The following is a 14,129-nucleotide window of genomic DNA, read 5'->3' as shown; positions in this document are numbered from 1 at the left end:
CCGATGACCAAATCCCTTGCGCTTGCTACACGTCTTGCCGCACGCACCGAGCTCTCGGTGCCGGTTCCCGCTGAGATCCATCCGGAATCGCTGCTCGCGCTGCCGCCCGGCGAGGCCAAGCAGAGCCTGCTTACGGTTCACAGCATCCTCGAAGCCCGGCTGCCGGCCGGGCCGCTGTCGATCTACGAAGCCGGCGGCGGCTCGACCAGCTATTTGCCGCTCGGCGTGCTGCGCCGTGCGCATGTGACCGTCGTCGACATCGATGCCGATCAGATCCGCAACAACAGCTATGCGCAAGAAGCCGTCCTGGGCGACATCCAGACCTATCGCTTCCGGCCTGAGCGATTCGACCTGATCATCTGCTACAACGTCATCGAGCACATTCCGGATGTGGCGGCCGTGCTGAGCGGATTCTGCGAGGCGCTGAAGCCGAACGGGCTGTTGCTGATGGGCGCACCGAACCCGAAGTCGCTGTCGGGCATCGTCACGAAATACTCCCCGCACTGGTTTCATGTCTGGTTCTACCGCACCATCCGCGGCGAGAAGAATGCCGGGCTACCGGGCGAGGCGCCGTTCCCGACCCATTTCCATCCGATGGTGACGCTGACCAATCTCGAAGCGTTCGTCGCCGACCGCGGGCTGCAGGTCATCTACCGGAAGAAATACGAGAGCCCGCGCTATCCCGAGATGCGCCGGCGCAAGCCTGTTCTGGCCGCCGTGATCGACGCGGCAGCGAAGGCGATAAATGCATTGCTGCCGGGCAGGATCGACGTCCGGCACGGCGACTATCACGTGATCCTGCGGAAGCTTGGGTCATGAACGCGCTGTGGTCGGAAGCCAGGGTCAAGGTCAGCCACCGGCTGGCGATGCATGTGCAGGTCGAGCGTTTCCGCCTGAGCAATGCGACGCCGATGGTGACCTTCACCTTTGACGATCTGCCAAAGAGCGCGGCGACGTTCGGCGCCGACATTCTGGAGTCCTACGGCGCCCGCGGCACATTCTACGTGTCGGGCGGATTGGTCGGGCTCGACGCGCCGGACTGGAGCAGCGGCAGCGCCGACGATGTCGTCTCGCTGCATCGCCGCGGCCACGAGATCGGTTGTCACACCTTCTCACACCGCCGCGCCTGCGATCTCGACGAGACGTCGCTGGCCGCGGAGATCGCGCGCAACCGCACCTATTTCCATTCACTTGATCCGACCATGCCGGTCGAGACCTTCGCCTACCCGTTCGGCTACGGCTCCTATGCGCGGAAGCACCAGCTGAAGTCCGAATTCCGCACCTGCCGCAGCATCGTGCCGGGCGTGAACAACGGCGAAGTCGATCTGCAATTCCTCCGCGCCATGCCGCTGATCGACCGCCAGATGTCCCGCGAACGGATCGACATGGCGTTCGCCGAGGCGGCAAACATGAACGGCTGGTTAATTTTTTACAGCCACGACGTCGCCGACGTTCCGAGCCTGTACGGCTGCTCGCCCGACCTCATGACCCACGCGCTGGAAGCCGCGGCGCGGCGCAATGTCCCTGTCTTGACGATGGCGGAGGCGTTCCGATGCGCCCGCGCTTAAACCCTTTGTTTGCCTTTCTGGTGAATAGTCGGCGAATGAGTATGGTTAATTTTTCGTGTTGCGTATTTTCCGCATCGTCTCGTGCGCGTTGCGTGGCCCGAAAGAGTGCTCCTCAGCCGATGCGTGCGGCCATTCAGATGGAAGCTGGGGTCGATGCTTAGCTATGACCAGCCGATCAACCGGGCCAGTCCGGAGCCGCGCCGGGCCGCAATCCCGGCCGGCTTCAACGTGCTCGAGCTGATCCGGCTGTTGTGGGCGCGCAAGGTCGTAATCGTCTCAGTCGCCCTGCTCTGCGCCTGCATCGCGGTCGCGATCGGCAAAAGCCTGACGCCGAAATATACCGCCGGCGCCCAGCTCTATGTCGACCCGCGCGAGCTGCAGCTGGTCGAGCGCGAGCTGACCCCGCGCGCCCAGGACGTCTCCGGCCTCTCGATGGTGGTCGAGAGCCAGTCGCGCCTGATCACGTCAAACAATGTGCTGCTGCAGGTGATCCGCGACACCAACCTGGTCGAGGATCCCGAGTTCGGCGGCGGCGCCGCAAGCAAGGGCCTGCCCGCGGCGCTGCTCGGCCTGTTCGGCATCGAACCGCGGCAGACCGCGGAACAGCAACAGCAGATCGAGATGAACACGCTCGATACGCTGAACCGCCATATCAACGTCAAGAAGACCGATCGCACCTTCATCGTCGACATCGACGTGTGGTCGCACGACCCGGTCACGGCGGCGATGCTCTCCAACGCGATCGCCAAGGCCTATCTCACCGAGTCCAAGAAGTCGCAGGCCGATGCCGCGCGGCGCGCCACGCGCGACCTGTCCGGCCGCCTGAAGGAGCTGCAGCAGCGCCTGCGCAACGCGGAAGAAGCACTCGCAACCTACAAGGCGCAGAACAATTTCGTCGGCTCGCAGGATAATCTGCTCACCGACCAGCAGCTATCGGTCGGCAACCAGCGGCTGGCCGCGGCGCGGGCACTGACGCTCGATGCCCAGGCCAAGTACGACCAGATCGAGGCCAGCCGCCGCGGCTCGATGGACCCGGGCGCGATTCCCGAAGCCCTGCAATCGCCGACCATCGCCAATCTGCGCTCGCAATATGCGGATGTGAAGAAGCGGCAGGCCGAGCTGCAGGGCGAGCTCGGGCCGCGGCATCCGGCGCTGCGCCAGGTTGAGCAGCAGGTCGAGGATCTGCGACGGACCATCAAGGAAGAGATCGACCGCGTCGCGCTGTCGGCGAAGAACGATCTGACCCGGGCGCGCGACTACGAGGCCTCGCTCAACAAGGCGCTGGATGTCCAGAAGCACCAGAGCGTGCAGATGAGCCAGGCGTCGGTGCGGCTGCGCGAGCTCGAGCGCGATGTCGATGCCAGCCGCGACGTGTATCAATCCTTCCTCAAGCGCTCGCGCGAGACCGAGGAGCAGGAGAGCCTCAACACCTCCAGCGCGCGCGTGATCGGCGATGCCACGATCCCGCAGCAGCGGACCTTCCCGCCGGCGATGAGCCTGCTCGCGATGATCGGCTTCATGTTCGGCGGGCTCGCCGCCGCAGGCTGGATCGTTGCCGCCAGCCAGCTGGCGCCCGGCGCCGATCCGATCCGCCCCAAACTCCAGCCGAAGCAGGATGCCGCACCGGAACGGCAGCCCGTCATCGCCAAGGTGAAGCCGCCTGTGCAGGCACCGCCCGCGGTACAGCCGGCGGCCGTCGCAATCGACAAGCCCGTGATCGAGAAGCCGCTGATCGCCGAGTTGCAGGAGAGTGACGTCATGCGCACGCTTGGCGGAATCCTGACCGGCGACCATCCCGCCGACGTCACGCATTTCGGCTGGCCGACGCTGCGCACCAGTTCGGCACTCGGCTCGTTCTCGAACACGATGCGCCAGATCCATGCGGCACTGGCTGCGGGAATTGCCCCCAAAGCCGTCCCCGTGCTGGCCGTGATCGGCACGGGCGACGATCCCGATCGCAGCGTCGTCGCGCTCAACATCGCACTGGTCGCCGCGCGCGACGGTGCCCGCGTGCTGCTGATCGATGCCGACACCGCCGCCCATGCGCTGACCGACTGCGTCGCGCATCCCGGCCAGAGCAAGCCGAGCCGCCTCGATTGGCTCACCATCGGCAGCAAGGCGTCCCGCGCCGTCAACACCGCTAACGGCATCGCGATCCTGCCGGCGATCAAGGACAATCCCGCCAAGGCCTGCGAAGCGATCCGGAAGGCGATCGCCCAGGCGCGCTCCGCCGGCGGCCATGACCTCGTGGTCCTGGACGGGCCGTCCATGCCGTGGGGCACGGACGAACGGCGGCTGTTCGAGGTCGCCGACGGGTTGATCGCCGCGCTGCCGGTGGATCGCGACATCAACGCGTCGATGGAAGACATCATCGCCGCGCTTGGCGGAGCCGAAAGCAAGCTCGCCGGCGTCGTTCTCAACGAACTGCAGCCCACCGTCGCAGGTCCGCAACACGACAAGCAGTATGCCTGAGCGACGCGCCGGCCGCGTCACGTTGTGCCCCGCTCCTGCACCAGCGATCGCGAGTTGATCGTCAATGACGCGACCATCGATATCAGCCATCATCGCCGCCGCTTCGATATTGCTGTCGGCCGCCGCACAGGCTTGCCCCGCCTTGATCGAAGGCGTCCCGGCGGATCGGCTCAAGGCGCTGTCACGCGGCGTCAACGCCGATGGCTGGATCGCCGATCCGCGGTCAGCGCCGGCGCGCAGCCTGCTGCTGCAACTGCGCAGGGCCGGCATGACCCATATCCGGCTGCCGGTGCCCGCCGACTTCGTCATGCCGCGCTTCGCCGCGAAGGCGGAGATCGACCGCCGTCTGAACACCGTCGACGTCGCGCTGAAGACCCTGCTCGCGCTCGGCTATGCCGTGTCGGTCGACCTGCATTCCGGCGAGCGCTTCAACACCCTGCACAAGGACGACCCGCCCGGTGCGATGAGCGAAATGAAGAGCGCATGGACCGGGCTCGCGCGGGTCATGCAGCGCTATCCCTCCGATCGCGTCTTTGCGGAGCTGTTGAACGAGCCCGATGTCGACGCAGCGCAGTGGCAGGGCGAAGTCCGGGAGCTCGCCGGATTCATTCGCCGGCTGCTTCCGCAGACGACGCTGATCACCGGGCCGGTCAACTGGCAGCGCGCGGATTCCCTGCCAGGCTTCACGCCGCTCGACGATCCGAACGTCGTCTACGCCATCCACTTCTACGATCCGATGGTGTTCACCCATCAGGCCCATTGGGATCCAGCCGAGCCGCTCCACGACATCACCGGACTGCCCTATCCGATGCAGGCCGACGATCCCAAGGTTCGAGAGTTGCGAGAGCAACTCGCCGCGCTGGACAAGCGCAAGGCGCTCGCCGTGCTGGACAGGGCAATTCCCGATCGCGGCATCGACAAATGGCTCGCGCCTGCAGCCGCCTGGCAGCAGCAATATTCGCGCCCGATCATCATCAACGAATTCGGTGTGCTCAAGGCCGGCGCTCCGCGCGACAGCCGTCTGCGCTGGCTCGCCGGCGTGACGGACTACGCCCGGCAACATTGCTGGGGCTGGACCCATTGGGAGATGATGCAGGGCTTTGGCCTGGCCGACGCCGTCACCGGCAAGGCTGACCCCGAGGCGCTGAAGGCGCTGCTCGGAACGCGCTAGCTCACTTGGTTAACTTAATCTTACACAATGCGCGGCTAGATCGACGATGCGGAATTGGCACGCCGGACGTCCGGTCATTTTAGGTCAGAGCTCGTGCGCGCAGAGATAGCCCCGCGGCCGCTGTTGGCCGGCGACCTCGTTCCTGCACTCGGCATCGCCGTGGCATCGATCGCGTTCGCGCCGATCCTGCAGGCGGCCAACGCCGGCTTGGCAATCGTCGTCGAAAGCCTGATCGGCTGCGCCATCGTGCTCGCAGCGCCGGCCTATGCGCCGTCGATCGCCATCTTCATCATCTTCTTCCAGAATCTGTTCGTCTCGATTTTGTCGTCCTACATGACGACCGAGCAGGAGATGGATTTCGTCAAGGGCTACAATTTCCTCGTCATCGCGATGATGTGGCTGGTCACGCTGGCACTCTATGCGCTGCGCGAGCGCAAGCATTCGCTGGAGATCGACCGGATCATGAAATGGGGGTTAGTTACCCTCGCGGTCGTGACGGCGTATTTCCTGCTCGGCGCCGTGCAGGACTCGCATGCGGCACTGGTCTATCTGCGCAACATCGCGCTGCCGCTGTTTCTGTTTCAGCTGTCGCTGCTCACGGCAGCAACGTTCGAGATCCGCATCACGCCGTTCCTGGTGACTGTCGCCACGCTGCTGATCGCCTGCGGATATGTCGAACTGCTGTTCCGCGACTTCTGGCTCCATATCACCAACGGCTACACGTTCTGGCACTTCGACGAGTTGAAGGCGAGCCGCTCCGGATCCTGGGAAGCCCAGATGCGCGCAACCGGCAATGTCCCGGTGGATCTGATCGACCGCTTCCGCTTCAGCTTTCTCAACAGTCCGCTGTTCGAGGATCTCGGGCTCTCATCGTTGCTGCGCATCTTCGGGCCGAACATGAGCCCGATCAGCTTCGGCTACGGGATCGCCTTCTCCATCCTGTTCCTGTTCGCAGTAGGATATCGCTGGCTGGCGCTGGCCGCGATCCCGCTGCTGATCTGCTGCAGCGTGAAGGGCGCGCTCATCCTGGTCATCTTCGTAGGCCTGGCCTGGACGGCAACCTGGCTGCTCGGCGCCGCCATCACCCTGGCCGTCGCGCTCGTTGGGCTCGTGCTGTACGCCATCGCGGCCATCCGTATTGGGCTCGAGATCGGCGATTTCCACGTGATCGGCTTCATGGGCGGATGGGATGGTTTTCTGCAGAACCCGATCGGCCGCGGGCTTGGCGTCGGCGGCAATCTCTCCGAGGGTTACTTCTCGATCGACTGGAACGCCGCGCAGGCGGCCGGCACGATGGACGGCGCGGTGGAGAGCGCCGTCGGCGTGCTGCTTTACCAGATGGGCATCGGCGCCGTGGTGCCGCTCGGCTTCTTCTTCGCGATGGCGCTGAAGGCCTGGCGCCTCTACGCGTCCTCCGGAATTCTCATCCAGGGGCTCGCCGCGTTCGGCACGATGGTCGTGCTGGTCAACAGCATCTTCCAGGAAGAAGCCCTGTTTGCGCCGCCGGCGCTCGGGCTGTTGCTGTGCCTGACCGGGCTCGTGCTCGGCCATCATTTGCGCACGCAAGGCGAGGCCGGGAACGCCTCCGCGCGATAGCGCACGGCACGCAAGCAAAAGCCCGGCCGCACGGCGGCCGGGCTTCTCTCGACTTTTGCGCCGTCAGAGCGCCTTGATCTGCACCTTGCGGAACTTGACCACGCCCGAACCATATTGGAGCGCGACATAGCCGTTGGCGTGCTTGGCGTCCTGGGCGTCGACAGTCTTCTGGCCGTTCAGCGTCACCACGAAATGCGGCCCGTGTGCCGTGATCTCGTAGACGTTCCACTTGCCCGCCGCCTTCGGCATCGGATCGACCTTGCCGACATCGACGATCGCGCCGGTGCCGTAGGTCGGGTCCGGCCGTTTGTCGAAGATGTTGACCTCGTAGCAGACCTTGGAATCGATCACCTTGTTGCCTTCGCAGCGGATGAAGATGCCGCTGTTGGCGTCCTCGTCGGTCCAGAACTCGGCCCGGATCTGGAAGTCCTTGTACTGCGTCTTGCTGACGAGATAGGAGAGATCCTTGCCGTCGAGCTTGTCGGCGACCAGCGCGCCGTCCTTCATTTCCCAATTGGCCTTGCCGACCTCGTCCCAATCGCCCTTCCTGGAGCTGTCGAGCAGCGTGACCCAGCCGTCATCGCCCGATGCGGTGGTGGAAAATTGCAGTGCGGCCGCACCGATCACAAGTCCCGCCGCAAGTATCGACAGATGCTTCTTCAAGGTCATCCTCCCGTTTTGGTCGGCGCGCAACCTATCATCGTCTGCAGCGGCGTAAATGGCGTTTTTCATGTTGCAGCTGCGTTGTGTCACGGCCCGATGTCGCAATCTTGAGATCAGACATGCGCGGACGCGTCTTGTCCGGCGCAAGTGAGAGCGACTAGCATCGTGCGATATACGGGCACGGTAGTTGCCCGACGGGCGAGAGAAACTGATCTGGGAGAATGCAATGACGGCGTCGAACCGGGCCTGGCGATACCTGATGATGCCGCTGGCTCTTGTAGTCCCGCTGGCGCTTGCCGGCACGCTGAGCGTCAGCTCCGCGGCCGAGCTCAATCCGGCCGCCGTCACCTACAAGCTGCCGGACCAGATTCCCTGGAGCCCGACCGATGCGCGCGGCGCGCAGAATGCCGTCGTGGTCGGCGATCCCTCGAAGCCCGGTTTCTACATGGTCTACACCAAATGGACCAAGGGCAATCATTTCAGCCATCCGCATTTCCATCCCAACGATCGCTACATCGTCGTGCTCAAGGGCACCTGGTGGGTGGGCTCGGGCCCGAAATTCGATCCCGATCACGGCACCGTGGCGATGCCGGCCGGAAGCTTCGTCACCCATTTCGGCAAGCAGGTGCATTGGGACGGCGCCAAGGACGAGGACGCCGTGCTGCTGATCATGGGCGAAGGCCCGGCCACCTCGACCGAGGTGGAACAGAAGTAGCCGCGTTGCGCGCGGTGGCGGCGGTGCTATCATCGCGGCCCGAGGAAGGGCTTTTGATGCATCCCGCCGCCAAGCTGCAATTCGCCCGCATTGTCGACGAGTTCGCGCGCTGGCGGGCGATTCCCGAACCGGACCGGCCACCGGCGCCGGCTTGGTGGTGGGGGCCGGCGTTCGAGATGCGCGATGCCGCCGAACCGCTGCCGGACGCGTGGTGCCGCCGGTTCCGCCTGGCGGACGGTGCGAGCTTTGCGGAGGCCTCAGTGGCACTGCGCCAGACGCTGGCCGGTCAGGCGACGCCGTCCTGGCCGTATGATTTCTCGCGCATGATCGCTTCGACCGATTCCGACGTCCGCGACCTGCCGGTGCAGCCGTCAGACGACAGCGCGTTTCCGCCCTAGATCCGGCTCGGCCTCGCTCATCGCCGCGTCGTCCAATGCGGGCTGCAACGGCGGCGATACCAGCGCCGGCGACGTCTTCAAGAGCTCGGCGAGATCGCGCGGCGGCAGCGGCCGGCTGAACAGGAAGCCCTGCATCTCGTCGCAGGCGTGCGCGCGCAGAAACTCCTGCTGCTCGGAGGTCTCGACGCCCTCGGCGACGATGGTCATGCCGAGCGCCTTGCCCATGCTGATGATCGCCTGCGCGATCGCGACGTCCTCGGAGTCATTGGGCAGATCGCGCACGAAGGAACGGTCGATCTTGATGGTGTCGATCGGGAACTGCTTCATCAACGACATCGACGAATAGCCGGTGCCGAAATCGTCGATCGCCAGCCGGATGCCGCGATTCTGGATCGCGTCGAGCACGCGCACCGCGCGCGTCACGTTGCGCATCACCATGCTCTCGGTGACCTCGAGCTGGAGCAGCGACGGCGGCATGCCGCTCGCCGCCAATGCCTGGTCGATGTCGTCGAGCAGATGCGGGTCGCCGAACTGCCGCGGCGAGAGGTTGACCGCCATGGTCACCGCCTTGAGACCGCGGTGCTGCCACGCCATGTTCTGCGCGCAGGCCTCCTTCAGCACCCAGCGGCCGATCGGCACGATCAGCCCGACTTCCTCGGCGAGCGGAATGAATTGCCCCGGCGAGACCTTGCCGAGCTCGGGATGGGTCCAGCGCAGCAGCGCCTCGACGCCGCTGATCTGCCCGCTCGCCATGTCGATCTTCGGCTGATATTCGAGCGAGAACTGGTCGCGCTCCAGCGCGCGGCGCAGCGCGCTCTCCATCGTGAGGCGTTCGATCGACTGCGCCCTGACCTCGTTGGAGAAGAAGCGGAAGCCGTTCTTGCCGTCCTCCTTGGCGAGATACATCGCCATGTCGGCATTCTTGGTCAGCGTCTGCACGTCGGAGCCGTCGGCGGGATACATCGCGATCCCGATCGAGGCCGTGGTGTGGCACTCATGCCCGCTGAGCTGCAGCGGCTGGCTGAGCGAGACCAGGAGATCGCCGGCAACGCGCTCGACGTCGCCGCGTTCGGTGGTCTCCTCGAGGATGACCACGAACTCGTCACCGCCGAGCCGCGCCACCACGTCGCTCGTCCGAAGCGATTCACGCAGCCGCTCGGCGATTGCGACCAGCAGCATGTCGCCGGCGTCATGACCGAGCGAATCGTTGATGATCTTGAAGCGGTCGAGATCGATGAACAGCACCGCAAGCTGCCGGCGATGACGGTCCGCCGCCGAGATCGCGTGACGCAGCATCTCGTTGAACGTCTCGCGGTTCGGCAGATTGGTCAGGCTGTCGTGCGAGGCGAGATATTCGATGCGCTCGTCGGCCTTGTGCTTCTCGTCGGCGCGATCGAAGCTTTCGAGCGCGAACGCCAGATTGTCGGCGAGGCGCTGCAGCAGTTCGGCGAACTCCGGCGTGAACGTGTCCTTCTCGATCGCGACGAAGATCATGACGCCGACCACCCGCCCGCTGACGATCAGCGGGAACGAGGCGCCGGACTGCGTTCCGTCGAGGCGAGCCCGCTCATGGAAAGCGGCGGTCTCGCTATCGGCAAAATAATCGTTGATGATGCAGGCCTTGCCGGAGCGGAACGCCCGGCCGCAGGCGCCGCGCCCCTCGGGATGTGCCTCGCTGGTCGAGAGCGTCACCTGGCGCGCGCCTTCCGCCGCAGGCCCTGCGATCGCGACCATCCGGAGATAGTCGCTTCCGGGCTGCGCCAGCACGATGGTGGTCGAGGTGAACTTGCCGCCGGTCGCCGCCGCCTCGCAGACCAGCTGATAGAGCTCGGCGCGGGACTTCGCCCGCATGATCGCTTCATTGGTCGCGCTCAGCGCCGCGAACATCCGCGACAGCCGTTCCTTCTGCTCGTCGGCCCGCGCCTTCTCGTCGGCGCGGTCGAAATTGGCCAGCGCAAACGACACGTTTTCGGCGAGCCGCTGCAACAGCGCCATCATCTCGGGGCTGAACGTGCCGAATTCGCTCGACAGGAACACCAGCGCGCCGATCGCCTCGCCGTTCTTGAGCAGCGGCAACGCCGCGCCGGACTTGCTGCCGCTGTCGCGGACGACGGGATAGACGTGCGATTCAGGGCCGAAGTCGCTGAGATAATCGTTGCTGATGCAGGGCCTGCGGGTCCGGATCGGAACGCCGGTCAGCGTCTGTCCTTCCGGACGGGTCGCGTCCGCCGACAGCAGAACCTCGCGCGCTCGCACCCGGTCGGGGCCGGAGGCCGCCACATTGTCCAGGAAGGCTTCGCCCGGGCGCACCAGCCTGATGGTGGCCGAGATGAATTGTCCGCCGACCGCCGCAGCATCGCAGACCAGATCGAACAGCTCGCTGCGGGATTTCGCCCGCATGATCGCTTCGTTGGTCGCGCTCAGCGCCGCGAACATCCGCCGCAGCCGCTCCTTCTGCTCCTCGGTTCGCGCCTTCTCGTCGGCGCGCTCGAAACTGCCCAGCGCATAGGAGACGTTGTCGGCGAGCCGCTGCAACAGCTCGCCGAATTCGGAACTGAAGGTGTTGCGCTTGGCGGAGATGAACAGCATCACGCCGACCGGCTCATCGTCGACGATTAACGGAAATGCCGCGCCGGATCGCGCATCCTCGCGGTCGATGACGTCGCGGAACGGGTTGTTGGCGACGTCGCCCAGGAAATCATTGTTGATGCAGGCGCGCCGGGAACGGTACGCCCTGCCGCAGACGCCGCGCCCTTCGGGCTGCGCCTCGCTGCGCGAGACGTTGAGGCGACGCGCATTCTCCGCGGTCGGTCCCGCGACCGCCATCATCTCCAGGTAATCGTCGCCGGGTTTCGCGATCAGGATGCTGGTGGAATTGAACCCGCCGCCATGCGCCGCCGCCGCGCAGACCAGCTCGAACATCTCGAGTCGCGACCTCGCACGCATGATCGCCTCGTTGGTCGCGCTCAGCGCCGCGAACATCCGCGACAGCCGCTCGCGCTCGGCATCGGCCCTGGCCTTCTCGGTGGCGCGGCCGAAATTGTCGAGCGCGACCGAGACGTTCTCGGCGATCCCGGCCAGCAGCGTGATGATCTCCGGGTCGCGCGCCCAGGAATTGCCGGTAAAGAAGATCAGGACGCCGACGCTCTTGCCGAACCGGGTGAGCGGCAGCGCGACGCAGGCCATCAGGCCGCTGCCGCGGGTTGGCGGCGCGCTCGCCGAGATCGGAATGTCGTGCTCGACGCACGGCCGGTGGGTGCGGAACGCCTCGCCACAGATGCCTTTGCCGTAGACATTGTCGGGATCGGACGAAAAGCGCGTCTGCGTGATCAGCTCGAGCGCCTCGCCGGTGCCGGCGACGGGCTCGAGCCAGTGCGTGTCGGGTTCGGCCAGCAGCACCACCGTGGCGAAGGATTTTCCGCTGAACACCGCGGCATCGCAGACCCGCTGATAGAGATCGTGCTCGGTCTTGGCGCGAAGGATGGCCTCGTTGGTCGCGCTGATGGCGCCGAACATGCGGTTCAGCCGGCGCATCGCCCGCTCGCCGCTCTTGCGCGAGGCCTCATGGTCGAAATTGTCGAGCGCGTAGGACACGTTCGCGGCCATGCGCTCCAGCAGCGAGACGATCTCCTCGCTGAGCGAATTGATCTCCCGCCGCGTCACCATGAAGACGCCGACGCTGCGTCCATTGCAGACCAGCGGCATTGCCGCCGCCGCCCCGACGCCGGCCGCCGCGGCGCCGCTGCGCCAGGCCACTGAGCGGGCATCGTTGACATAGTCGTTGCTGACGCAGGCGCTCTGATCGCGGAATGCCCGCCCGGCGACGCCTTCCCCTTCCGGCGCGTTGGCGAGCGTGGAAATCGTGATGCTGCGCAGACGCGCGACATCGTCGCCGTAGCCCGCCGCGAAGCTCAGCAGGCCGGTATCCGGCTCCAGCAAAAACACGGTCGCAGCCAGGAAGCCCCCGCTCGTGAACGCGGCTTCGCAGACCTGTCCGTACAATTGTTCTGGTGATTTCGCGTACAGGATCGCTTCGTTGGTGGCGCTCAACGCCGCGAATGTACGCCCGATGCTCGACTGCACGTTCCCTGAAGGCCCCGGGGCCAACCCCTCCAATCCGGCGAGGAACATTGCCCGCGAGAGGCCTAAGTGGTGGTTAGCGTATCCGGCAAGTTGCGCGACAAAGTAAACGGCTGACGAACGCGCCAAGCCGTTTTCAGGGATAATACGGACCTCTGTGTACCAGGCTGAGGCGGAGGGCCGCGAGGCGCGGATGGCTGCCCGGCCCGGGCCGTCGGAGCCGTCAAATTCCGCATCGCGACCGCGCCCGTTCCATTCGGTGAAATCACGCCTGCGAGCACCCTGCTCCCGGTATGGCGGACCGGATTTTCTGGCCTTGCTCGGTAAGCCGCGCTTTGACAGCATGACGGCGACAACAGCAAGCAAGACCCGCGCATCACGCGGGCAGACCGCGAGGAAAGCCCCATGCCGATCGTCCAGGCCGACCGTCTCACGCGCATCGGCGCGGCGCTGCTCAGGGGCGCCGGCGCATCGGAGGAGGAGGCCAGCGCGGTCGCCTCCGGCTGCGTCAACGCCAATCTGGCCGGCCACGATTCCCACGGCGTGATCGCGATCCCGACCTATATCGACCGCATCAAGGCCGGCCACATCGTCCCCGGCGCCAAATGGACCGTCGTGCAGGAGACGCCGACCACGACCGTGATCGACGGCCATTGGGGGTTCGGCTTCCACGTCAACGCCAAGGCGATGGAGATGACCATCAACAAGGCGAAGACCGCCAATGTCGCGGCCTGCACCGTGTTCCGGCAGAGCCATGTCGGACGGCTCGCGCATTATCCGCTGATGGCGATGCGCGAAGGCATGATCGGGATCGCCGCCGCCGATTCCGGCCGCTCGCCGAAGCATGTCGCCCCGTTCGGCGGCCGCGAGGCCCGGCTCGGCACCAACCCGCTGTCGATCGCGGTGCCGTCCGATCTCGAGGCGCCGTTCTATCTGGATATGGCGACCTCGGCGGTCGCCGCCGGCAAGATCCAGCTCGCGGTGGCGCGCGGCGAGACCATCCCGAAGGGGTGGATTATCGACGCCGACGGCCGCGACACCACTGATCCCAAGGATTACCGCAAGGGCGGCGCGCTGCTGCCGCTCGGCGGCACCGAGGGCTACAAGGGCTCGGGCCTCGCCGCGATGGTCGAGGTGCTGTGCGGCCTGCTGACCGGCCTCGGCTTCGGCGTCGAACCGACCGGCCGGCACAATGACGGCTGCTTCATGGCGGTGTTCAACGTCGCCGCGTTCCGCCCGCTCAAGGACTTCAGGAAAGAAGTCGCCGACTTCGCCCGCTATCTGAAATCGACCCCGCCGTCGGAAGGAAGCCGCGGCGTGTTCTATCCGGGCGAGATCGAGCACCTGCGCGAATTGGAGCGGCGCAAGAACGGCATCGAGATCGAGGACGCGACCTGGGAGAAGCTGAAGGCGCTCGCCACCGATTACAAACTCACCGAAGAACTCGACCTGCGCTGACACGTCGG

General features: G+C 65.6%; 10 protein-coding genes. 8 read left to right on the top strand and 2 right to left on the bottom strand.

What is annotated here, in order from left to right; all coding sequences use genetic code 11:
* The first annotated feature begins 3 nt into the window (after positions 1-3).
* From HAP48_RS21715 to HAP48_RS21695, 5 genes are all read left to right on the top strand, one after another.
* Positions 4-819, top strand: a complete 816-nt coding sequence (locus tag HAP48_RS21715) for a class I SAM-dependent methyltransferase (RefSeq protein ID WP_166210159.1) — start codon at positions 4-6, stop codon at positions 817-819.
* Positions 816-1,568, top strand: coding sequence for a polysaccharide deacetylase family protein (locus HAP48_RS21710; RefSeq protein ID WP_166210162.1), 753 nt, complete (start codon positions 816-818; stop codon positions 1,566-1,568). The genes HAP48_RS21715 and HAP48_RS21710 overlap by 4 nt, the downstream gene beginning before the upstream one ends.
* Positions 1,569-1,721: 153 nt before the next feature.
* Complete coding sequence (locus HAP48_RS21705) at positions 1,722-4,040, top strand: exopolysaccharide transport family protein (RefSeq protein ID WP_166210165.1); 2,319 nt, start codon at positions 1,722-1,724, stop codon at positions 4,038-4,040.
* Between the two features lie 64 nt (positions 4,041-4,104).
* Positions 4,105-5,211 carry a glycoside hydrolase family 5 protein gene (locus tag HAP48_RS21700; protein ID WP_166210168.1) on the top strand — a complete coding sequence of 369 codons (1,107 nt, stop codon included), beginning with the start codon at positions 4,105-4,107 and terminating at the stop codon, positions 5,209-5,211.
* Between the two features lie 93 nt (positions 5,212-5,304).
* Positions 5,305-6,807, top strand: a complete 1,503-nt coding sequence (locus HAP48_RS21695) for a hypothetical protein (RefSeq protein ID WP_224496537.1) — start codon at positions 5,305-5,307, stop codon at positions 6,805-6,807.
* Between the two features lie 63 nt (positions 6,808-6,870).
* On the opposite strand, the gene HAP48_RS21690 is transcribed toward HAP48_RS21695, so the two are convergent.
* On the bottom strand, positions 6,871-7,476 hold the full coding sequence (locus HAP48_RS21690) for a 3-keto-disaccharide hydrolase (protein ID WP_166210172.1): 606 nt from the start codon (positions 7,474-7,476) through the stop codon (positions 6,871-6,873).
* 220 nt (positions 7,477-7,696) lie between these two features.
* Here HAP48_RS21690 and HAP48_RS21685 point away from each other — a divergent pair, with 220 nt between their 5' ends.
* Both HAP48_RS21685 and HAP48_RS21680 read left to right on the top strand, forming a co-directional pair.
* A complete protein-coding gene (locus tag HAP48_RS21685; RefSeq protein WP_224496536.1) occupies positions 7,697-8,185 on the top strand; it encodes a cupin domain-containing protein in 489 nt (162 codons plus the stop codon).
* A gap of 56 nt (positions 8,186-8,241) precedes the next feature.
* Positions 8,242-8,583, top strand: a complete 342-nt coding sequence (locus tag HAP48_RS21680; protein WP_166216139.1) for a hypothetical protein — start codon at positions 8,242-8,244, stop codon at positions 8,581-8,583.
* On the opposite strand, the gene HAP48_RS21675 is transcribed toward HAP48_RS21680, so the two are convergent.
* On the bottom strand, positions 8,557-12,666 hold the full coding sequence (locus HAP48_RS21675; RefSeq protein ID WP_166210176.1) for a bifunctional diguanylate cyclase/phosphodiesterase: 4,110 nt from the start codon (positions 12,664-12,666) through the stop codon (positions 8,557-8,559). The two genes, HAP48_RS21680 and HAP48_RS21675, sit on opposite strands and share 27 nt — an antisense overlap.
* A gap of 402 nt (positions 12,667-13,068) precedes the next feature.
* Between HAP48_RS21675 and HAP48_RS21670 the strand changes: the two genes are divergently transcribed.
* On the top strand, positions 13,069-14,121 hold the full coding sequence (locus tag HAP48_RS21670; RefSeq protein WP_166210179.1) for an Ldh family oxidoreductase: 1,053 nt from the start codon (positions 13,069-13,071) through the stop codon (positions 14,119-14,121).
* Positions 14,122-14,129: the final 8 nt, after the last annotated feature.

This window comes from Bradyrhizobium septentrionale, from assembly GCF_011516645.4.
GTDB lineage: Bacteria > Pseudomonadota > Alphaproteobacteria > Rhizobiales > Xanthobacteraceae > Bradyrhizobium > Bradyrhizobium septentrionale.
This window is presented reverse-complemented; position numbering and strand designations above follow the sequence as displayed.

Excerpts from the sequence above, each read along its gene's own strand:
- HAP48_RS21715 (WP_166210159.1), top strand. The coding sequence starts at position 4 with ATGACCAAATCCCTTGCGCTTGCTACACGTCTTGCCGCACGCACCGAG.
- HAP48_RS21710 (WP_166210162.1), top strand. The coding sequence starts at position 816 with ATGAACGCGCTGTGGTCGGAAGCCAGGGTCAAGGTCAGCCACCGGCTG.
- HAP48_RS21705 (WP_166210165.1), top strand. The coding sequence starts at position 1,722 with ATGCTTAGCTATGACCAGCCGATCAACCGGGCCAGTCCGGAGCCGCGC.
- HAP48_RS21700 (WP_166210168.1), top strand. The coding sequence starts at position 4,105 with ATGACGCGACCATCGATATCAGCCATCATCGCCGCCGCTTCGATATTG.
- HAP48_RS21690 (WP_166210172.1), bottom strand. The coding sequence starts at position 7,476 with ATGACCTTGAAGAAGCATCTGTCGATACTTGCGGCGGGACTTGTGATC.
- HAP48_RS21685 (WP_224496536.1), top strand. The coding sequence starts at position 7,697 with ATGACGGCGTCGAACCGGGCCTGGCGATACCTGATGATGCCGCTGGCT.
- HAP48_RS21680 (WP_166216139.1), top strand. The coding sequence starts at position 8,242 with ATGCATCCCGCCGCCAAGCTGCAATTCGCCCGCATTGTCGACGAGTTC.
- HAP48_RS21670 (WP_166210179.1), top strand. The coding sequence starts at position 13,069 with ATGCCGATCGTCCAGGCCGACCGTCTCACGCGCATCGGCGCGGCGCTG.